Genomic DNA, 20640 nt, shown 5'->3' with positions numbered 1-20640 from the left:
ATAAAAATCGAGACCTGTTCACCATTGCGAACAGGTCTCGATTTTTATAATCGTTAACGATTATCAATTTTTTCCGGATAAAGATCATGATTCATCAGCCTGTATTCAGCCATCTGCTCATACTTTGTGCCGGGCTTTCCGTAGTTTGTGTAAGGGTCGATGGAGATGCCGCCCCGTGGTGTGAATTTTCCCCACACTTCGATGTATCGCGGATCCATTAACTCGATTAAGTCATTCATGATGATGTTCATGCAATCTTCATGGAAATCGCCATGATTGCGGAAGCTGAACAAGTACAGCTTCAGCGATTTGCTTTCGACCATTTTTTTGTCGGGTATATAGCTGATATAAATGGTCGCGAAGTCAGGCTGGCCTGTGATCGGGCATAAGCTTGTAAACTCCGGGCAATTAAATTTTACAAAATAATCACGGTTTGGATGCTTATTGTCAAATGACTCAAGTATTTCAGGCGCATATTCAAATACATATTTTGTCCCTTGATTTCCGAGCAAAGTAATCTCTGTTAATTCTTCATTTTTTCTTCCAGGCATAAGCAAAAGCCTCCCTTATCATAATCCGCATTCACGTAAAGAGAGGCCGCATCTTTAACCGGGCTTAAACTTTTAAAGCGATAGTTTTTTATAGAGGGTTGCATGCTATGAACCTCTCCCGCCTGAGCACGGGATTATCGAGTTGTCATTGTAAATATAGATAAAAAGACCGTACATGTCAACGGATAGTTTTGTCTGCCAGAAAATACCCTTGTAGCATCCACAATAAGGAATGTCTGCCGAAACAACGATTATGGTAAAGTAGCATTATATTGAATGTCTGCAGGGAGGGTTTTGTTTGTGGAATGAATTTAAGAAATTTGCGATAAAAGGGAATGTCATTGACCTCGCAACCGGGGTTGTCATCGGCACTGCTTTTGGAAAAATAGTTACTTCCCTTGTAAAAGATATTATTATGCCATTAGTTGGTTTGCTAATCGGCGGAATTAATTTTTCAAAGCTTGTATTTCCTTTGCCGAACGGAGCGGATGATGTCATGATCGGTTCGTTTATTCAAACAATTGCAGATTTTATGATTATTGCCTTTTCGATTTTTATCATGGTTCGCTTAATTGGACGTTTTAAGAAAAAAGAGGAAGAAAAGGCGCCTGAAGTGGTTGCCGACAGACAAGAGGAGCTGCTTGTTGAAATAAGGGACATCTTAAAAGAAAGATCAAAGCCATTATAATCGCTCTTAAAATTCCTCTGTTACCATATTTTTATGCGTATATAAACGTTTTTTAAAAAACCGGGGTGGTAAATATATAATGCAAGGCCAATACCAAAACAGAAGGGACTGGTTAACGATGAAAACCGTAACAGCGACTTCGATGTCCGGAATTGGCATTGCTCGTAAAGAGGGATTTGCTGAGCTGGCCAAAGGCACGCTCGCCTTTAATCGATATATTTAGAATCGATTGGCCCCGCAGGAAATCTATCTTTACAGTTTAGTCCTCTATAGGACTTAAAAAAGGTGCAGAACCAGTGGTTTGCACCTTTTTTAATGCCTCAGGTTTTAATTCTTAATGAAAAGGCTAACCAATAATGGGTATGTCCTTCTTTCTTTTTGTGAAATTATTTTTCTGCTATCGCCATGCCCTGTAATCTGTTAAAATAGAAGATGACTTCATGGGACAATGAACCCCAAAAAATGATGCCCCTCTCCCTTTTCGAAAATGAAAGAACAATCCCGGACTGGCGCTTTTTTATAATTTTAGCTTCCCTTGTAAAATCCCCAAAAAGGAATCGGCATAATCCAGAGCTTCATAACAATAACCTTCTCCCATCTTCGCTCCCCATTTATAGCTCACCCACTTTTGCGCTCCATCATGAAAAAGCACCTCTTCAAAACCTTTTTATATCGCAAACTCTCATTTAGCACTATCCAGGACTTGAACGGCTTAACGCTTTATATTTTCCCATTAAAAACAATAATGCAAAGCATCACAGTCCCTGATGATTTAACAGTATGATTATCGAATGGCTCCAAATTAAAAGGGCACAGAAATTGTTCCTTTTTATGAGATGGTAAATAAAAAGTAAATAGAAAATTTAAAATTTATTGTTTTAAAAAATACAGTTACTAATATATCGAAAAAACATATATAATTCGTTCTTTATAGGATAAAAGGCCTACAAAAGTTGGATTCTTTAAAAAAACAAAAAGACTTTTGATAGAAATGTAGCAATTTCCCACTTTTAATATTTTTTAGAAATAACTTTTTTCTTTGTTAACGACTTTTCTGTTTACCACATATGCCATTCCATTGCGTAAAATGCTGTCGAATTTCCGCACATATTGGTTTAGAATGGCATATGTGATAACTATTACTACCTCTATAAAGGCAAAATCACTGAAAAGTGGTGACGCAAAGCTACAGGGACTAACGCAGGAACATTGCCAGGTCAGCCAGCTGCTTTAGGTTTCTTAAACCTGTTTATTGCAAATAGGTTTATTTTTATAGCTCGGGGGGCGAACGATAAGCTAAAGATGTAAACAGCATATTTTTCATGCTATATAAACAACAATTGTACTGTTCAAGCCTCACAGGAATTTGCGATAGCGCAATTACCAGCAAAAGTATGCGCTTACCGGCAGAATTTATCTCGGCGTACCCAATTTCAGTTTGCTATTGAACAATTGTTTCAGTATTTAAGCCATACTCTCATTTTCCACACCTTTGAATACTGAAGCAAGTCTTTCAATATGATAAACTCCCAGACCGGCCATACAGTACAATACTTAGCTTAAAGTGTTCATCTTATCTTAATAGTAAAGGTAAAGTAAGGTGCATGGAAAAATGTTATACAAACGATGGACTACAGAGGAAGTGGATTATCTAAAGGTGAGTGTCGGAAATAAAAAAGTACCTGTTATCGCCAATCAGTTAAGGAGGACCGAAAAAGCAGTTATTGCGAAAATGAAAAGGTTGGGAATCTCGCAGACGAAATCGCATACAGGGATGCTTACAATGAATGAACTGGCCAAGCATCTCCATGTTGATCCGAACACAGTTAAAAACTGGATTGATAATCACCATTTAAAAAGCAGTGTAAAAATCACAAGGACAACGAGAAAGTTTACGTTTATTAACCCTGAGGATTTTTGGGAATGGGCAAGCGAACACAAATCGAAAATCAATTTTCAAAAAATAGACGCACACGCGATCTTACCCGAGCCCAAGTGGGTTGAGAATGAACGAAAAAAAAAACGAGAATTTTGTCTCCTACAAAAAGTGGACAACCAAAGAGATTCAGCAAATGTTATGTCTCATCTCAAAGGGGCATTCCTTTGAAACGATAGGCAAACATCTGGGCCGAAGCCCGATGAGTGTGTCCAGAAAATATCAAAGAATTAATAAGGATAAAAGGTAATTGTATCTATCCAGTTTGCAGCATAATTTCAGAACCAGTTCTTAGTTCGATCCAGGGTGAAAGGTTGGAGGGAAAGTAAATGATTTTAAAAGACATCGACATGGTCAAAAGCGGGGATATTCTCGAAAAGGATATCTATCAGGAAAATACACTCGTTATCAAAAGAGACACGCTGTTAAATGAACAGCTTATTACGAAGCTAAAGTCGCTCGGCTTAAAACAGATCGCTATTAAAAGCGGGATATTGACTGACTCTGGCCAGGGAAAATCATCCCGGTTAAACAGCTTTCAAATTCAATTTATAAAAGAAACCTTTTTTACTAACTTGACGCATTTTGCGAACGAGTATCGTTACGGAAAGCTTTTATATGAATTGGAAGACTTGATGTTTGTAGAAGACTTATTTGTCTCTACTTTAATGGATGAGAAAATCGAGAGCTTGCTGGCAGCGTTACGAAACTGGGATGCATACAGCTATTATCATTCATTCGACGTGTTTGTGATGGGTATTTTACTCGCCCGCAAAATGGAAGTTCAAAACCTGGAAGAATTGGCGATCGGTTACATCCTTCATGATATCGGAAAAATTAATGTGCCGAGAGATATTTTGCAGAAAGAAACAAAGTTAACAATTGAAGAGTTTCAGATCGTCCAAAATCATGCAATTGAAGGGTACAAAATATTAAAAAACCTGGGATTCAATGAAGCTGTAGCAATGCTGGCAAAGTCCCACCATGAACGAATTGATGGTTCAGGATATCCGGAGGGGAAAACCGGTGAACAGCTTTCATTGGAGCTGAAAATATTGATGATCGTCGATGTCTACTCTGCTCTCACTTTAAAAAGGCCTTACAGGGAACCGTTTCATGCTGCGCAAGCTATTCAGTTTTTGATCAGTGATGTTTCTAAATTTGAAAAAGAGTGTTTAGTTCAATTTATCGAATTGCTGAAAATCTATCCGGCAGAATCAGTCGTTAAATTATCAAACAATAAAGAAGCCAAAATTGTGTTAATAAAAGAAGCCAATCCAACATTGCCGGTTGTTAAAATGTTTGATCAACTTGAACCTGTCGAGCTTCCAGCCAATTACTCGATCACCGTCAGCAATTTGGTCGAGTGGTCAGAATATGATCCTTGCAAAAACTTTGATTCTTATGTAGAAGCCTTGAAAAACGGAGATAGCAAACAGGCACTTGAGCTTTTTCAGACGATTATTGACGGGATGAGAATTGAAGAGATTTACTCGAAGATTATTTACAGTTCGATCACCAAGCTTTATACCCAGTATAAACGTGGTGAAATTGCCACCTCAGAGTTAAGGATTGCCGAAGAATTAACAAAAAATATCATGCATAAAGCTCTTGATCAATTTATGCCTGACGTCGCTGATACTCGTGAGAACATTGTTTTGACTTCGATTGGAAATGAAGAGCAGTTGTTCCCGCTTCAAATCGTAGCGGATGTTTTGACAATTAATCGCTGGAAAGTTTATAATTTGGGGCTTTCACTGCCGAAAGAAGAGCTGCTCGCTTTTATCCAAAAAAAGAAATTAAAATACTTGGGGTTCACCCCGCCTGCAGAAGAAAAGCTTCCTGAAATGCTCCAGACGATTCAATGGTTGAAGGAACAGCACCGCCATCTAATTATCGTGTCCGCAGGCTTTACAATTAAGGACAAGTCAGCACTGAAGGCTGACATCCATGCAGCGACTCTTGCGGACATGCTGGATCAACTAAATACGAAAAAACGGGCCCGAATGAATGGATAGCATGCTCGATGACGGTAAGAACATTCCGCATCTCACTAAGGAAGCTATCAAAAACAGCCCTGCCGTTTATCGACAGGGCTGTTTGGAATATCCTATTTGAAAAATGAGTCCTTTTCTTTTGGTGTCAATATGTCTCCCATCCATCCTTTTAATCTTAAATAGAGATAAATGGCCACGGTCGATACAACGATTAAAATAATGGCATATAAATATCCAAATTTCCATTTAAGCTCGGGCATAAATTCAAAATTCATCCCCCATAGCGCTCCCAATGCCATTAATGGTGTAAAAAGAACGGTAAATACAGTCAATGTTTTCATAATTTCATTTCCCCTGTGCGTGGAAACGACTTCCTCAAGATTAATCATTGTATCAATCTCCTGCTGATATTCGCTGACTAACCGCAATCCCCTTTTCAGCCTCTTGCTCAAGCGCTGATATTCAGGACCTTCAATAAGGCTGCCACTAAAGGTTTCCTCAAGGCCCATTTGAATCTCCATAATCGGCATCATCAGGTTTTTCCTGATCAACAATTCGTGCCGGCTGTTATAGATATTATCCAATATGCTTGTATTGTTATTCTCCTGAATTCTCCACATTAATTTCCGCAGTCTCATTTCAAATTCGTCAATTCTTCTTAGAAAATTATTTAAAATTTCGGCCAGCAAAACGGAAAAACCTTCAATAGGAGAAGTTGCCCTTTCCATCTGATCGAGCATTGCCGGGACGTTTGCCGATTTCAGAATCTCAAAGTCGAGGCCGACTGTAATAAAAAATTCTCTTGTAACGTAAAAATGGAAAAGATGATGGTCTTCTTTATCTTCGACATTTTGCTGATAAACAATCGAACCTCTTAAAAATTCCTTATTTAATTTGGTTACATCAATTTGTAATAAATTTGATTTTTTTTCTTTAATGCCTTGCAACCAGTCATCGCAAGGCTGATAATCCTGGGTAATTTCGTGCACCAGATCAGCTTCTTCGTTTTTTAGCTGGTACCACTTCCAATTATGGTGCCGGAATACATGCTCCATATTTTCTCCTCCCCAAAATCCACTTCCATTATTAACCTTCTTCCCCTTCTGATCAATGCTGAAACTAGTAGACTCTCTCAAAATTTCCATTCTTTCGATTCAGGATACTTTTTTTAGCCTTGACAGCAATATCACCCATATAATGAAAAATAAAAATTTTTCGATTGTGTTTCTCCTGTTATAAAAACGGGTACATATTATTCAATAAGGCGGGATACCTTAAAGAAAAAAACTCCTTAGATGTTAACTTTATTAAAAACGACAGGGAGGAACGGAAACATGATCCAGTCTAATTCGGTTAAATCTTACGTGTTGCTTGGTGTTGGCATCACAGCATTATGGCTCGCTTTAAAACCTAATTTAAATAAAATTGAGTTCTATTCTACAAAATTAAGAAAAAAATTCATGCCAGGAAAGCAGCAGCAGGACGCTCTGCCTCCATTAGAAAAAGCAGGACACCCCGATCCGGAGGATATTGAAGACAATAAGATGGTCAGTGAAGGTGCGATGTACTCTGTTAATTATTACAACGAAGTGAAGCAGTCACGATAACAATAATGCCGAGTTTGTCGTCGGAGCACTTGTTTGTCGGATCGGATGGCAACAGTAGAATTTCATACAAAAAGAACCTGAGCGGGCAAGGTCTCCTCGGGTTCTTTTATTTAAGTGATTTTAATTCATTAATAGAAAAAAGAAGGGTGATCATAAGTGGGCTTCCTCTTTATTTTAATTTATATCGCGATTATTCTTGCCGTTATTGAAATCAACGTTACATTATTTATTCTCACCGGCCTTAAGCCCAGAGTCGCAAGGTTCCAGGTTATATCGATGCTAACCGCAACAGGCTTTACGACTGGGGAATCGGAACTGATTATTGACCATCCGATCAGGAGAAAGCTTAGTACTTTTTTAATTCTCTTCGGCGTCTTTTCACTGGCGGTAATCATTTCAACGATCAGCAATATTTTATCCGATAATTTTTACGCGATGGAAGCTGCTTATGTAGTTGGTGTCCTCATTTTTATTTACTTTATTTTAAGAATACCTTTGCTGCAAAGAAAACTGGAAAGGATATTTGAACATGATTTAGAAGAACATTACCATATATCAGAGCTTCCCATTCAAGAAGTGCTTTTAACAAACGAGGATGACCAAATTTTTGAGCTCGCCCTTTATGAGGACTCACCTGCTGCCCAAAAAAAGATCGATGATATCCTTGACCCTGATGACGATATTATGATTTTGTTTATTCAAAGAGGTGAAATTAAAATCATGCGGAATCATTGCAGTAAAGAAGAGCTCCAGCCCGGCGATGATATCATTTTATACGGAAACAAGCATCACATCGAAAAAAGGTTTAAAAAGGATATCGAAATTGCAGAAAACCGAAAAAAAGAAGAACTAAGCGAGAATTGAGATCATTTTATTATGGCTGGCGGACAGCCCGAAAGCTTCTATTGGACTGCCAGCATTTTCAGTTTCGGGCGCAGTTGCTCTTTTCCCCTTTTCATCCTTGTTTTGACTGTAGATAACGGAAGCCCGGTTTCACGGGAAATTTCTGCTAACGAACAGCCTTTAAAATAAAAAAGGAGGAGCGGGTCTTGATATCGGGCTGGGAGCTCCTTGATCGATGCTTGCATGGCCTCGTCAGCTTGTTTTTTAATGACATATTCTTCAGTTAATAAACCTGCTTCATAATCATTGCAATAGATGCAGGCATTTTCCTGCCAAAACCGCTGCCTTCCTTTCTCTTTTCTCCAGTAATCCCGGCATTTATTAAGGGCAATCGTGTACATCCAGCTTTTCAGCTTGGCTTTTTGTTCAAATTGTCCGAGGGCAAGGTAGGCGGACAAAAGAACCTCCTGGTACAAATCCTCTGCCAGCTCTTTATGCCTGACCAACGAATATATATAATGAAAGACTGACGCCCCGTGCTCACAAATTTCATTTTCAAAGTAGATCTCCCGGTTCATTGACACTTCTCCCCTCAAAAACTTTCTCTATATAAATAAACGAAAGGAATTCATCAACCCCTACACCGTTATTTAACATTCTCCCGCTGTAATCCATTCCGCAAATCAAAAAACACGCGGAACATTTTTCTTTTATAATTCGCTAAAGTGAGAGAAAAACCTTCGTTATTTTAAAACGCTCTGCTTCGATAATTTTAATGACCATGAGATATTTAGTTTTTTAACGATTGTTAAGTAATGCATGAATGTCAGTAAAATCGCACCCGTATTCATCCCGATGATCACCCCGCCCATCTGCAGTTCATGAAGCGAACCGAGCAAAAAAATGAGTCCGTATGAAATACATGTTGACCAGACCACATGAATGAAAGCATCCTTGATCAAGCCAAGGCCAATCAAATATGCCTGCATCGGCGTGACAAAAAAGTGAAAGAGAAAGTACGGCCAGAGCATTTGCAAGTAGCTTGCCGCGACAGGTGAATGAAAAAACAAATTCGTCAGCGGTTCGGCAAAAATATAAAATACAACCACTGAAGGAACCCCGTAAATGAATGTCGCTGTCAGAACTTTTTGCAGAAGCCTTTGCAGCTTGCTTGTCTCATTCCGCGAATAGGCTTTTGAGACAGTCGGTATCAGCATAATAAGCAGGGAATGGGCGATGAACGCCGGGAAAAAGCCAATTGTCATTGCCACCCCTGCAAGCATTCCGAAATGCTCGGTGGCCAGAGGCTCCGATATACCGGAACGTACAAGGGCTGCCTTGATTAAGAACGGCTGGACCGCATGTGTAAATGCATGAAAGACGCGCATTCCGGTTGTTGGAATCGACACTTCCATCAGGCTTTGCAGAACGGTACTCCTGTTGAGCGTGTTATACGGCCTTTTCTTTAGCTGCATAAATTGAACGATAAAAATATGAATTAAGTATAAAAAAACGACGAATTCACTGCCGACAAGCGTACAGAAAGCGATCAGCACGGCTGTATCAAGGTTAAAATCAAAAATCTGATAGACGACGACCAGCATCCCGAGCTGTAACAGCTTTCTTAAAAAATTAGATAGGGCGATTTTTCCCATTTGGTGCTTGCCCATAAAAAATCCTCTGGCAATCGATGAAAAGGACACCATCGGAATTAACAACAGCACCGCCCACTTGAATATTGGATGATATTTATCGAAAACCGGAACGTTCGGGATGATAACCGCCGCTGCCAATAAAGAAACTGCAGTAAAAATAATCGTGATCTCAATGGCATGCTGAAGCATACTGCGGTGGAATCTCTCATCCTTCTCGGCAACAAACTTTGAAATAGAAATTGGCAATTCAAGGCTTGCAAGCAGCACAATAAAAAAAACAGAAGGCAAAATGGACATGTACAGGCCCATCCCTCTCTCCCCAAGTTCATTTGCAAGCACCATATTGACAATAAATTCAATGCACTCTCCCAAAAACGCCGCACCAATTAATAATAGTGTTCCTTTAAGAAACTTATTCATATTGTCTCTCCCCGTATATATCCCTTGCGCGGATACATGTTTAAACGCTGTAAGGATAACCCTTTTATAAAGGTATGAGACAAGTTGGCCAAATATTTTTATATATCGGTAAAAATCTTTAATACAGGAAGTTTGTTACTCTTCTTTTATGTTTATGGCAATCTTTTGACAATATAAATTTATTAGTAGTATTATAGTATGAGGAAATAGGAGGTTATATTATGTCAACTATGGATAAAAACGCAAGAATCCAAAGTATTCCGCAAAAAGGTTTTTTCGGACATCCTAAAGGATTATTCACTCTCTTTTTCACAGAATTCTGGGAGCGTTTTTCTTACTATGGGATGAGAGCAATTCTACTTTATTATATGTACTATGAAGTGTCAGAAGGTGGATTGGGGCTTGACCAAACTACTGCCGCTTCAATTATGGCGATTTATGGATCACTCGTCTATATGTCTGGTATTATCGGCGGCTGGATCGCGGACCGGCTGTTGGGGACATCCAAAACCGTGTTTTTTGGCGGTATTTTGATCATGTTCGGCCACATCGTCCTGGCTTTACCAGCCGGTGTTACAGCATTATTCATATCCATGGCCTTAATCGTAATTGGGACAGGCCTATTAAAGCCCAACGTTTCCAGTGTTGTCGGTGATTTATATAGCGATGAGGATACCCGCCGTGATTCAGGTTTCAGCATTTTTTACATGGGCATTAACTTAGGTGGCTTTCTTGCACCACTGATTGTTGGTACAGTCGGACAAGAGTATAATTATCATCTTGGTTTTAGCCTTGCTGCAATCGGTATGCTGCTCGGACTGATCACTTTTGTTGTAACTAAAAAGAAAAACCTTGGTTTAGCAGGTACGCATGTTCCAAACCCATTAACAAAGGAAGAAAGAAAAAAGGTATTTGGTATTATTGGAATTAGCACGGCAATCATTATCATTTTAGGTGCTATCTCTATTCAAACAGGTCTCTTAAATATTGAACGATTTGTATTCCTGATCAGTATTCTCGGAATCATTATTCCAACCCTATACTTTATGGTGATGTATAACAGTCCAAAGACAACCGAGGTAGAGCGATCACGCATCATTGCTTACATTCCTTTGTTTATTGCTGCAATGATCTTTTGGGCTATTCAGGAACAGGGCTCAATTATTCTGGCTTTGTACGCTGACAATCGGACACAGCTATCTTTTGCTGGAATGGATATTACACCTTCCTGGTTCCAGTATTTAAACCCGTTATTTATCATCTTTTTAGCACCGGTGTTTGCATGGCTGTGGGTGAAGCTTGGCAATAGGCAGCCATCCACTTCTAAAAAGTTTGCTTATGGTTTATTTTTTGCAGGGCTTTCGTTCCTCGTCATGATCATTCCTGCAGCCATGAATGGAACTGAAACACTCGTAAGCCCACTCTGGCTTGTGCTCAGCTTCTTCCTGGTCGTACTCGGGGAATTGCTGCTGTCACCTGTCGGATTGTCTGCGACTACGAAATTGGCACCAGCTGCTTTTTCGGCTCAAACGATGAGTTTATGGTTCCTGTCAAACGCATCGGCACAGGCCATTAACGCACAAATCGTTAAATTATACCGCCCGGATACCGAAATCATTTATTTTGGAGCAATCGGAGCGGTCGCAATTTTGCTTGGAGCCATTCTATTAATTCTTTCTCCGAAAATTCAAGATTATATGAAGGGTGTACGTTAATTCTTAGAAAAAAAATCGCCTTTTCTCCGAAAGGAGGGAGGCGATTTTTTTTTTGAACAATTTAAAATACCGTTTACTTGACGAGTGAATGTTTAAAAGCATAAATAACGGCCTGGGTTCTGTCCTGGACCTGGAGCTTGCTTAAAATATTGCTGACGTGCGTTTTAACGGTCTTGAGTGCGATAAATAATTCATCCGCCATTTCCTGGTTTGACTTTCCCTCTGCCATCAATAACAATATTTCCATTTCCCGGGCTGTCAGCTCCTCATGTGGAGCATGCTGGTTTTGCTTTCGCATCTTCATCATCATTTTGCCCGTGACTTCCGGCTCCAGTACTGGTTGGCCGTGATAGGTTGCGCGGACAGCATTGGCTATTTCACTTGCCTTTGATGTTTTCAGCATATAACTGGTTGCACCTGCCTCGAGAGCAGGATAGACCTTTTCATCGTCAAGAAAGCTTGTTACAATAATGATTTTCGCATCCGGCCAACTTTCGATGATTTTTCTTGTCGCTTCAATTCCGTCCATTTCCTTCATGACAAGATCCATTAAAATGATATCAGGGCGGAGCTGAAGTGCGAGCTCAACCCCGGTCCGGCCATTATCCGCTTCTCCTATGACATCGATGTCAGGCTGGGCAGACAAATACGAGGAAACCCCGATTCGGACCATTTCGTGATCGTCAACAAACAATACTTTAATCATCGATTTCACCTTCACTCATTATCGGAACTTTTACTTCGAGACGTGTTCCTTTATTTTTTATGCTCACTATTTTAAGGGTTGCACCTATTTCCAATGCCCGCTCATACATGTTTTGCAGCCCGTATGAACCGGCTTTTTCTTCTTCTACATCAAAACCGATGCCATCATCGGATATTCGCAAAATGATAAACTCATCCCTTTTAATAAGCAGAACTTCAAGCTTTGTTGCTTTTGAATGGCGAAGTGTGTTGGATGCACTTTCTTGTAAAATCCGAAACAGATGGTCCTCCACCCCTTTATCGAGTGGAAATTCCTCTACCTTCCAGACGATCTCCATCGTTACCTTTTGTGATAATTCAATAAGCAGCTCGGCAATTCCTTCCTGAAGAGATTTTCCCTTCAAGGCAGCAGGGCGGAGATGGAGAAGAAGAGCCCTCATTTCAAGCTGGGACTGGTGAATCATTTCTTCGACAATTTTCAACTGTTTTGTTTCACGATCATCTGAGCCTGGTTTCGCCTCATTGATCGCGGACATCAGCATTGAAGCCGCAAATAATTGCTGGCTGACAGAATCATGGAGCTCCCTGGCCAGCCGGTTTCGTTCCTGAGAAATAATTTCCTGAATTCTTGTCTCCTGGTCCTCGGCTTTTTCGGTAGCCAGCCTCTGTGAAAGCTTTGTCTGTTCCGCGATTTGCTTTTGGACTTTTGCAATTCTGCTTGTAATCGCGGACAGGTCCGGATCGTTTTCGGCTCCGCTAATGTCTAATTGCCGCCCCTCTTCAAGCTGGCGAAGATAGTCTTCGATTACCTGCAGCTGCTTGCGCCTTGTAAAGCCTGACGCAAACCCAAAAATGATGCCGATTGCCGCACTGACACTTGGCAGAAATACAATAAACGGAATATCCATCAACTCACGCTTCCACAGCTCCGACCAATCAGCTAAAGGGTATGCGGCCAAAAAAGCAGCTGTGGACAATAAAAAAACAATTAAAGCGACAACAGTTCCCCAGAGGATTTGGCGCTGTACTGTACTCATACCCTTTTCACCTCAATATCTCCAACGATCAATGAGGTGAATATCTTAATCTTCTGTTCTTGCGTTTCGTATCCTGGTGTCTGGAGCTGGAATGTACGGTTGAACGCTTTTGGTTCCTGAAAATTGAAGACTTTTATTGAACCGGCAACGACCGAGTGATGAATGCTGACCTCCAGATCATATGGTACCAGGATCTGGACATTGCCGATAAAGTTGCGAATAAAAACAACGGTTTCTCCAGGAGGCAGAACGGTATAGCTTAAATCAATGACTGTATCGCCAAACCCTGCCTGGATATTAATATCATTCCATTCATATACACGCTCGGGTGTTTTATGCTGGCCAAACAGGACATTATCAAAAAGCGGCTTTTTTCTGATCACATCTTCCTCGCTTTTATGCAGGACCGGCTCTTTTAACACTGGATTGATATGTTCCGGCTTTCGTTTTGACTGCGAGTATTGAATGACAAAGTGGACAAGAATCGCGAGCAGGAAGAACCTGAATGTCATCATGCCAATAATGCTGGCACAGAAAAAAATAATACCGCTCCAAAACAGGATTTTCCCAAAAGACCCTGGCATTGCTTTGCGCCCGAAATAAATCATGCCAACAGCCACAAGAAGGGAAAAGATAAGCCCTTTATTAAAGAATGTCACTTCAAGAAGAAGCAATATACAGCCGATTAATAGGAACCAGCTAATATAATCACTTTTGATTTTATCGAGCACAGGCATTTCCTCCCTTCCTGCGGCGTTTAAAAAATAGGATGATAGACTGGATGATAAGTGCAAAAAGGCGCAGAAAGCCTACGCCTTTTAAGAATACCATGTTTCTGTCACGAAATAGAATGGGTTTCTTCTTTTTTCACATCTTTTTCAAGTTTGGCAATCCGGGCATCGATCGTGCTCCGGTAATAAGAACTGTTTACCTGGTGCTCCAAACGGTCAAGATACGTTTCAATTTCTTGAAAGCGGGAATAAGCTTGGTTCGAATAAGCGGTATTATCAAGAACCTGGTTCATTCGGTAATTAGCACGCGTGACGTTTTCCCGGCCCATCAGCTCCATGCGGCGAATGTTCATATCCTTTAGCTTATGATTCATTTCTTCGTATTTTCGTTCCAGCTCGGCAAGTTGGCCGTCAGCATTTTGCAACGCTTCGTCAAGGCGTGCTGCACGCTCCTCGTATTGGCGCTGCTCTTGTGAAGCGAATTCATACAGCTCGGTTTCCTCTGCCTTTAAGGCTATCTCCGCCTGACGCTTTCTTTTTGCCGCAAGCTCGCGCGCCTGATGGTATTCACGGGTAAACTGTTCCTTTAAGCGAAATTGCCTTTCAAGCAGCTTGCGAACTTTCTCGGTTTCCTGCTCATATTCGCGTAAATGTTGATTGAGCATGGCAATTGGATTTTTTTGTTCCTTCTGGTCTAATGCCTCATGTAAATCAGCGGCGATTGTATTTTTGATCCGGGTAAATAGGTTTGTCATGATCAAACGCTCCTTCTCTTCTTAATAATTTTTTAGGTTGGACCACTCTTTTTCAAAGTTAACGAACGGATCCTTCTCTTCTTTAAAAGTCACTTTCGCGCCGTTCCATTTTTTGTAGACAACATAGAGGATATAAGCTGCGGCAACTCCAAGGATGGCTGGAACATTTGAAGCTGATGCCATCAGCGCCATAAAACCGATCGCAGCCCAGCCGATCTTCGCCCACGTCGATTCCGTCTTTATAAACTGCTTGACGACGAGATACAGGACGAGCAGACTCACCGCCAAACCGATCATTGGACCGAGTTGCGAGATCAGCACCAGCGCTGCAATTCCTCCTATTAAAAGCAAACCGAATTTTTTCATTTTCCGTTTCCTCCTTTCTTGATTTCATCTTACCTTTATCCCAAACCTTCTATAACGAGCCTCAGCTTTATTTTCACATCAGACTTGAGGCGTAGCAGAAGTAAGTCCGGCTTGTCCCAATAGTGCTTTCGCGGATATAATAGATTTTTTGCGGATAAATTGGTCACTCTCAGGATGAAGAAACGGCCTCACGTTAAACGTGCGGCCGTTATAACATAATTTAACTCATTCATCCCAAGCTTGTTTCAGAATTTTATTTCCCAATAAAACCAAGAAAAATATAAAAACCTTTTAATCAAGATAACGAAGATATGAATTTGTTTCTATACTTACTCAATGTCAGCAGCGGCCAGATATATTTGTAGCTGTGATAGTGAATATAGAAAAATGAGGCCATTCCCTGTCCGGTTGGATAATGAATGGTCCAGTCCTGTTTGTTTCCTTCACGCGTCAGATAAGCGATCGCTTTTTTGATTTCAGGTATCTCCTCGTCTGAAATGGACAGGAGTGCATCCGCGGCCCATGCTGTATGGGTAAGCGTGCTTGTACCGAGTGGCACATATTTCTTCTGAATGTCGCTGTTGCACGATTCTCCCCAGCCTCCGTCCTCATTTTGGATACTGATCAGCCAGCGTTCTGCTTTTTTGATCGCCTGATGTCCGTTTGGAACTCCGGCTGACACTAAGCCGGTAACCGCTGCCCACGTCCCGTAAATATAGCAGATGCCCCACCTTCCATACCACGATCCATCGAGTCTTTGATTGTTTAATAGCCAATTTATTGCGCGTCCTGCTGTTAGTTCAGGGCTGTTGAGGCTGACGTAACGGCCGAGAAATTCAAGGGTTCTTCCTGTTAAATCGGGCGTTGACGGGTCGGTTAAAATAAATTCCGCGCCCTGAACCGGCAGCAAATGAAGCAGCTTTTTATCAACGTTTCTTTCAAAAGCCGCCCAGCCCCCGTCATCATTTTGCATCGTCAATGTCCAGTCAAGCCCCTTCTGCCACGAGTTTCTTGCAGTCTGGTCTCGTTTAGTAGAGTCATATAGGGCCCGAAGCGATGCAGTTGTATCATCAATATCAGGATTGATTGTATTCACATCGGAAAAACCCCAGCCTCCTGGCCTGGCATTTGGATTATAAATGCGCCAGTCGCCATATTTATGATGCTGGCGCGAGAGCAGGTAGCGGTTTGCCCGGGTCACACTTTCGTCTTGCTGCGACAGGCCCGCTTCTTGCAATGCATAACCGATTAGTGATGTATTCCAGACGCTTGCAGTCGTATATTGGATATGTATATCATCATCAATACGACACGCCATCTTTTTCAATCCGTTTACAGCTTTTTTGATGATCCGGTCGTTTTTCGAATAACCGAGGGCGAGAAGAGCAAAAATCATATAGAAGGTTGAGCTGAAATAGCTTAACAGTGTTCCATCAGGTTCAATCCGTTCCAGCATAAAACTTTCCGTCTGCTTCAGTGCCTGTTTATGGAGCTGGGCGGGGAAACTTAATAAGTTGTTTATCGCATTTTTTAAAGAAGAATAGCAAACCCGCCACTCCCGTGATTGAAATTCCTCCCAGTCATCTTCATTGTTAATTCGAAAATATAAACTTTCCAGATTGGGGCTCTTCCTTGTTTTCCGTTGATACTTTGCATTTGCAAGAAGGAGAATCGGCACCAGATTGGCCCTGCCAAACACCGAAATGTCGAATTTATTTATCGGGAAAGAAGCCGGGAGCAGTACAATCTCAAGCGGAATGGGGAAAAAAGCGGGCCAACGGTATTGTCCTGTTGTCGCGAGCATAATTTTTGTATACATTCCTGCTTTCTTTAATCCGCCATTTTCATAAATAAATTTTCGTGCTGAAAGCATGGTTTGGTCATGATCATTTCGATAGCCCGAATAAAGCAGTGCGTAGTAAGCCTCAATCGTCAAAGAAAGATTGCCATTTCCCTGTTCATCTTTAAACAGCTTCCACGCTCCGCTTTGTTCCTGTTTCCGTTCAATTCGCTTAACAAGGGCTTTTATCAGCTCTTCCTCGTTATCGATTTTTAATGACCTAAGCAGGATGATCATGTATGCATCTGTAATGATTCCTGTCTCAAAAGGATATCGCCAGGATCCGTCCTCGATTTGATCCTCTTTCAACACACGGATAATTCGCTCGATTTCCTGATTAACTTCGTGCACAACCGCTCCCCTCCTTAAAACAAATAGTCACCCCATGTATATTCACGATGTCGATTTCCCATACATGCTCAGGTCATTATCCTTTGAGTATCTGACTGGAAAATATTATAATAGGAAGATAATTTTAAAGGATAGCTCCCTTTTGCACAGAAAGAAGATGACAGCTTGAAAAACTATCAGATTTATTTAGTTCTGACTGGTGTTATGCTAATTTGGGGACTAAATGTGTCGGTACTTAAGATTCTTGTCGAGCATTTTATGCCCGTGACGATTACAGCGTTGCGAATTTTCACTGCTGGAGTATGCGTATTGTTGATTCTGGCAATCTCCAAGAAAATACGTAAGCCGTCGCGGCAGGAGCTTGGGTATATCATTGTCGGAGGTTTATTGAATGTTGTTGCCCATCATTTATTTTTAGCGACAGGCCTGGCAAGAACCACGGCTACAAACGGAGGATTAATTCTAGGACTTGGTCCGCTTCTTACCGCCTGCTTTGCGTTGATCTTTTTAAAGAGATTTCCAACACGTCTCCAACTGATTGGATTTGTGCTGGGCGGGATTGGAATAAGCTGTACCGTACTTGCTGGTAATAAAGAAATAGGCGATATTAATCTTGGTGATTTTTATGTGTTTCTATCGATTTTAGCTCAGGGTATGAGCTTTATTTTAATTAAAAAGGCTTCTGCAACCTTGGATCCGCGCCTTTTGACCGGGTATATGCTTATAATTGGGTCCTTCATTCTCTTTTTGCTCAGTATCGTGATAGAGCGTGATGGTCTTAAATCACTAGGTGGGGCACCTGCTTATGTGTGGGGTGCATTTTTCGCTTCGGCGATCCTCGCTACTGCTGTTGGACATTATATCTACAACTATGCAATCGGCCAAACCGGCCCGGCTGAAGCAGCCATTTTTCTCAATTTAAGTACATTTTTTTCATTGCTTGGATCAGCGATGTTCCTCGGGGAACAGCTCTATCCTTCTCATTTTGCCGGCCTTGTTCTGATCGTGTCAGGGGTTGTGTTTGGATCGGGGGCATTGGAGGATTTAATAAGAAAAAGACGACGGCGTGTCAAAGTTTCATAGAACCAGAGAATGCGGCTGCCTGCGATTTGCAGGGAGCCGCATTTAATTGCAACAATTTCCGTTCCATCTGCCGATTCAGCTGGAGCGACAAAATTAAAGGATAATTCGTATGGAGAATGAATTTTCATTGACCACCTATTTTCGCAATAAGAGAACAAACTGTTGAAATTCCGAATCCATTCGGCTCCCCTTTCCTTATGTACAAATTTGATGATTTCAATAAAACTATCAGGCAACTGAATCATAAAGGACCCTTTCTTAGCAAAATTAAAACGAAATCATTGCTCCGCGCTCGTCAAATACTGAATCGGGATTCCATGCCAATTCCCAGAGATTATTTTCCGGATCAGCGAAATAGGCGGTTCTTCCTCCCCAAACAGCCCCGCTTGGTCCGCGAAGGATTTTCCCGCCGGCTTCGCGTATTAATTCGATTGTCAAGTCCACTTGTTCTGGTTCGTCAACGTTGATTGCGAATGTAATAGCAGAATAAGAGGCAGATGGTTTAGTAATTTCTACCCCTGCGTCTTTTTGCAAATCCCCAATCGGAAACAATGAGAGCAGAACCCCAGCCGTCTTGAACACAGCATAATGATCAGAGCTGATGTCCGTTTCTTCCCACCCTAACCGCTGATAAAAAGCCCTTAATTTCGGCAAATCCACTGCACCTATCGTGATCAAACTAACTCTTTGCGGTACCATCCCTGCCACTCCTTTAAATTTACTTAACTATGCTATAATAATACCAAAAATAGACAATGTTCTGTTACTTTTTAGTTAAAAATACCACAGCTTCTAAAGCTGTGGTAGACTCAGATTTTCATTCTTATTTATTATGACTATATTAACTCAGCGATGTGTCGATGAGCTAAGAGAGTGGATGCTATTATGGCGCATGAAGGACAATTCTCATTCGAAATAGGAAAGGCGGGTTTCATAGCGTGCTTGAAGGACAAATCTCATTTGGAAAATAGGAAAAGTGGTCTTCATAGCCCGCATGAAGGACAAATCTCATTCGGAAAATTGGAAAAGTGGTCTTCATAGCCCGCATGAAGGACAAAACTCATGTGGAAAATTGGACAGCGGTACTGTATCAAAGATTCACCAATGCAATCCATAAGAAAGTTTCCTAATTTGAAAACTCAACCAGTTCAATTTGATTGCCGCTTGGATCTTCGATAATCGTATACCGGCCAGGTGGGCATGGTTTCGGTTCATCGAATAAAAATTTAAAGCCTTGAGATTTTAATACCTCTATCTCCTCGTCTAAATTCTTGGCGATGAGTCCAGGCAGGACATTGTTCTGCGAATTTGCGAATGCCCCCGGTTTCTTCCAAAACAAGCGGCAGTCCATCATGCTTTAGGCTGACAAGCTTTTCGCCGTAATGCCTGGCCACCTCAAAACCTAATGCCTCAGTATAAAACGTGATCGCTTCTTTTAAGTTGTTGACACGGATCGTTAATACCCCGATTTGATTTAACATACTTTCTCCCCTTTCTTACTCTAAATATATTGGAAATAAGTAAGCTAAAATTCTTCTAGTTTGCTTCATCGTTATCCTTTTCAAATAACAACAACGGCAAATTGACCAAAATGGGCGGGTCATATGGCAACGGCTCCCTCAGTTCCACATTCACTTCTAAAATAGAATCTTCCTGTACAGTAACCGGCTCTGATTTTCCCCGCAATGCCTTGTCATATACAAAGTAGTTTTTCGGATTTAAACTCCATGGAATACCGGCAGCTAAAACATAATATTGTCCGGGCGGAACATTTGCAAAGCTGTGAATCCTTTTTGTATGATGAAGCGCCGTTCCCGCAACCGGCCGTTGATCCGGAATCGGGCGGGGAAACAACCCAACAAAAATTAATCCTTTAAAAGAAGACGGTACCTGCATATGGCAATGGATACAAGGGGACTGGTTTGACACATCAACCGGTGCGACTATTTCTTTATGTTTATACTGATTCACATAGTTTACAAGAGCTTCCGATTCGAGCCGAAACCCTTTCGGTGACAGGCCGACGAGCTGCTTGAAACGGGAAGAAAATGACCCCATGCTGCGAAACCCGATTGCTAGCAGGGTTTTAAGATTCGAAGCCGAAGAATCGAGGAGAATTTGTTTGCCCGACTCTATTCTCAGGGCGGAAAGATAATGCCTTGGAGTTACTCCGGTGATCTCTTTGAAAATCCGGATAAAATGGTATGTACTATAGCCCACATGCGTTGCAAGTTCAACAGTTGTTATGTCCTGGTCTAAATGCTTTTGCATATACTTAATTGCTTCCTCTGCCGCTTTCTTATGCTCGGGATCCAACCTCACAACAACCTCCTTGCCAATTTTATAAGATATATAGTTCT

At 41.2% G+C, this 20640-nt stretch carries 22 protein-coding genes and 1 riboswitch; of the genes, 8 read left to right on the top strand and 14 right to left on the bottom strand.

Annotated elements, in window-relative coordinates; genetic code table 11:
• Positions 1-53 precede the first annotated feature (53 nt).
• Positions 54-551 carry a preQ(1) synthase gene (queF, locus tag CU633_RS13465; RefSeq protein WP_101661114.1) on the bottom strand — a complete coding sequence of 166 codons (498 nt, stop codon included), beginning with the start codon at positions 549-551 and terminating at the stop codon, positions 54-56.
• Positions 552-849: 298 nt separating this feature from the next.
• On the opposite strand from queF, the gene mscL reads away from it, so the two are divergent.
• From mscL to CU633_RS13450, 4 genes are all read left to right on the top strand, one after another.
• Entirely contained in the window at positions 850-1239 is a 390-nt protein-coding gene (gene mscL / locus CU633_RS13460) for a large-conductance mechanosensitive channel protein MscL (RefSeq protein ID WP_101661113.1), read from the top strand.
• 79 nt (positions 1240-1318) lie between these two features.
• A complete protein-coding gene (locus CU633_RS22880; RefSeq protein ID WP_180954963.1) occupies positions 1319-1462 on the top strand; it encodes a hypothetical protein in 144 nt (47 codons plus the stop codon).
• 922 nt (positions 1463-2384) lie between these two features.
• Positions 2385-2472, top strand: a riboswitch (cyclic di-GMP riboswitch).
• 379 nt (positions 2473-2851) lie between these two features.
• A complete protein-coding gene (locus CU633_RS13455; protein WP_101661112.1) occupies positions 2852-3346 on the top strand; it encodes a helix-turn-helix domain-containing protein in 495 nt (164 codons plus the stop codon).
• Between the two features lie 158 nt (positions 3347-3504).
• Positions 3505-5193, top strand: a complete 1689-nt coding sequence (locus CU633_RS13450) for an HD domain-containing phosphohydrolase (protein ID WP_101661111.1) — start codon at positions 3505-3507, stop codon at positions 5191-5193.
• A gap of 92 nt (positions 5194-5285) precedes the next feature.
• On the opposite strand, the gene CU633_RS13445 is transcribed toward CU633_RS13450, so the two are convergent.
• Positions 5286-6227 (bottom strand): magnesium transporter CorA family protein, encoded by a 942-nt coding sequence (locus CU633_RS13445; RefSeq protein WP_101661110.1) that lies wholly within the window; start codon positions 6225-6227, stop codon positions 5286-5288.
• Between the two features lie 279 nt (positions 6228-6506).
• On the opposite strand from CU633_RS13445, the gene CU633_RS13440 reads away from it, so the two are divergent.
• Positions 6507-6779 carry a hypothetical protein gene (locus CU633_RS13440; RefSeq protein ID WP_101661109.1) on the top strand — a complete coding sequence of 91 codons (273 nt, stop codon included), beginning with the start codon at positions 6507-6509 and terminating at the stop codon, positions 6777-6779.
• Positions 6780-6935: 156 nt separating this feature from the next.
• A complete protein-coding gene (locus tag CU633_RS13435) occupies positions 6936-7643 on the top strand; it encodes a TrkA C-terminal domain-containing protein (protein WP_101661108.1) in 708 nt (235 codons plus the stop codon).
• 38 nt (positions 7644-7681) lie between these two features.
• Here CU633_RS13435 and CU633_RS13430 read toward each other — a convergent pair whose 3' ends face one another.
• Both CU633_RS13430 and CU633_RS13425 read right to left on the bottom strand, forming a co-directional pair.
• Entirely contained in the window at positions 7682-8200 is a 519-nt protein-coding gene (locus tag CU633_RS13430; RefSeq protein WP_101661107.1) for an RNA polymerase sigma factor, read from the bottom strand.
• Between the two features lie 165 nt (positions 8201-8365).
• The gene (locus CU633_RS13425) at positions 8366-9697 is read right to left on the bottom strand and encodes a polysaccharide biosynthesis protein (RefSeq protein WP_101661106.1); all 1332 of its coding nucleotides are present in this window, start codon (positions 9695-9697) and stop codon (positions 8366-8368) included.
• Positions 9698-9918: 221 nt separating this feature from the next.
• Here CU633_RS13425 and CU633_RS13420 point away from each other — a divergent pair, with 221 nt between their 5' ends.
• Positions 9919-11412, top strand: a complete 1494-nt coding sequence (locus tag CU633_RS13420) for a peptide MFS transporter (RefSeq protein ID WP_101661105.1) — start codon at positions 9919-9921, stop codon at positions 11410-11412.
• Positions 11413-11485: 73 nt separating this feature from the next.
• Here the strand turns inward: CU633_RS13420 and CU633_RS13415 are convergent, their stop codons facing one another.
• From CU633_RS13415 to shc, 6 genes are all read right to left on the bottom strand, one after another.
• Positions 11486-12118 (bottom strand): response regulator transcription factor, encoded by a 633-nt coding sequence (locus tag CU633_RS13415; RefSeq protein ID WP_101661104.1) that lies wholly within the window; start codon positions 12116-12118, stop codon positions 11486-11488.
• Positions 12111-13154 (bottom strand): sensor histidine kinase, encoded by a 1044-nt coding sequence (locus CU633_RS13410; protein WP_101661103.1) that lies wholly within the window; start codon positions 13152-13154, stop codon positions 12111-12113. Before CU633_RS13410 ends, CU633_RS13415 begins: the two co-directional genes overlap by 8 nt.
• Positions 13151-13891, bottom strand: a complete 741-nt coding sequence (liaF, locus tag CU633_RS13405; RefSeq protein WP_101661102.1) for a cell wall-active antibiotics response protein LiaF — start codon at positions 13889-13891, stop codon at positions 13151-13153. The genes CU633_RS13410 and liaF overlap by 4 nt, the downstream gene beginning before the upstream one ends.
• A 101-nt stretch (positions 13892-13992) precedes the next feature.
• Positions 13993-14640 carry a PspA/IM30 family protein gene (locus tag CU633_RS13400; RefSeq protein WP_101661101.1) on the bottom strand — a complete coding sequence of 216 codons (648 nt, stop codon included), beginning with the start codon at positions 14638-14640 and terminating at the stop codon, positions 13993-13995.
• A gap of 21 nt (positions 14641-14661) precedes the next feature.
• Positions 14662-15006 (bottom strand): lmo0954 family membrane protein, encoded by a 345-nt coding sequence (locus tag CU633_RS13395; RefSeq protein ID WP_101661100.1) that lies wholly within the window; start codon positions 15004-15006, stop codon positions 14662-14664.
• A 295-nt stretch (positions 15007-15301) separates the two neighbouring features.
• A complete protein-coding gene (gene shc, locus CU633_RS13390; protein WP_101661099.1) occupies positions 15302-17197 on the bottom strand; it encodes a squalene--hopene cyclase in 1896 nt (631 codons plus the stop codon).
• Between the two features lie 165 nt (positions 17198-17362).
• Here shc and CU633_RS13385 point away from each other — a divergent pair, with 165 nt between their 5' ends.
• Entirely contained in the window at positions 17363-18280 is a 918-nt protein-coding gene (locus CU633_RS13385; RefSeq protein ID WP_180954961.1) for a DMT family transporter, read from the top strand.
• A gap of 267 nt (positions 18281-18547) precedes the next feature.
• On the opposite strand, the gene CU633_RS13380 is transcribed toward CU633_RS13385, so the two are convergent.
• The 4 genes from CU633_RS13380 to CU633_RS13370 all read right to left on the bottom strand — a co-directional run bounded on the left by CU633_RS13380 (position 18548) and on the right by CU633_RS13370 (position 20602).
• Positions 18548-18979: a VOC family protein gene (locus CU633_RS13380; RefSeq protein WP_101661098.1), complete on the bottom strand. Its 432-nt coding sequence runs from the start codon at positions 18977-18979 to the stop codon at positions 18548-18550.
• Between the two features lie 427 nt (positions 18980-19406).
• Positions 19407-19535: a VOC family protein gene (locus CU633_RS23650; RefSeq protein WP_374703373.1), complete on the bottom strand. Its 129-nt coding sequence runs from the start codon at positions 19533-19535 to the stop codon at positions 19407-19409.
• The gene (locus CU633_RS13375; RefSeq protein ID WP_101661097.1) at positions 19507-19761 is read right to left on the bottom strand and encodes a VOC family protein; all 255 of its coding nucleotides are present in this window, start codon (positions 19759-19761) and stop codon (positions 19507-19509) included. The genes CU633_RS23650 and CU633_RS13375 overlap by 29 nt, the downstream gene beginning before the upstream one ends.
• 55 nt (positions 19762-19816) lie before the next feature.
• Positions 19817-20602 (bottom strand): AraC family transcriptional regulator, encoded by a 786-nt coding sequence (locus tag CU633_RS13370; protein ID WP_308314761.1) that lies wholly within the window; start codon positions 20600-20602, stop codon positions 19817-19819.
• Positions 20603-20640: the final 38 nt, after the last annotated feature.

The organism is Bacillus sp. V3-13, from assembly GCF_002860165.1.
Classification (GTDB): domain Bacteria; phylum Bacillota; class Bacilli; order Bacillales; family Cytobacillaceae; genus Bacillus_BJ.
This window is presented reverse-complemented; position numbering and strand designations above follow the sequence as displayed.